At 44.7% G+C, this 387-nt stretch carries 1 protein-coding gene; it reads right to left on the minus strand.

The window, feature by feature from the left end:
* A partial coding sequence (locus JWG39_RS16240) for a glutamate--tRNA ligase family protein (protein WP_369130661.1) occupies positions 1–387 on the minus strand: 387 nt, incomplete at both ends.

The following is a 387-nucleotide window of genomic DNA, read 5'->3' on the forward strand; positions in this document are numbered from 1 at the left end:
GGTGCGCCTAGTGCTTTTAGAATGTTGATTTGACGAGGTGTATTGATGATATGGTCTTCACCGCGGATAACGTGAGTAATTTCCATATCCCAGTCATCAATAACAACACAGAAGTTATAAGTTGGTGAGCCATCAGTGCGACGAATAATTAAATCGTCTAACTCTTGGTTACTAAATTCAATTGGGCCGCGGATTTTATCGTCAAAAATCACAGAACCGTCTTGCGGGTTACGGAAACGAACAACATGCGGTTCATCAGCGGTGTGGTTATGCGCATGGTCGCGGCAGCAACCGTCATAACGAGGTTTTTCATTGTTCGCCATTTGCTCTTCACGCAGAGCTTCCAAACGTTCTTTTGAGCAAAAACAACGATAAGCGGTGCCAGCT

The sequence above is a fragment of the Desulforhopalus vacuolatus genome, assembly GCF_016918505.1.
In the GTDB taxonomy this organism is placed as follows: domain Bacteria; phylum Desulfobacterota; class Desulfobulbia; order Desulfobulbales; family Desulfocapsaceae; genus Desulforhopalus; species Desulforhopalus vacuolatus.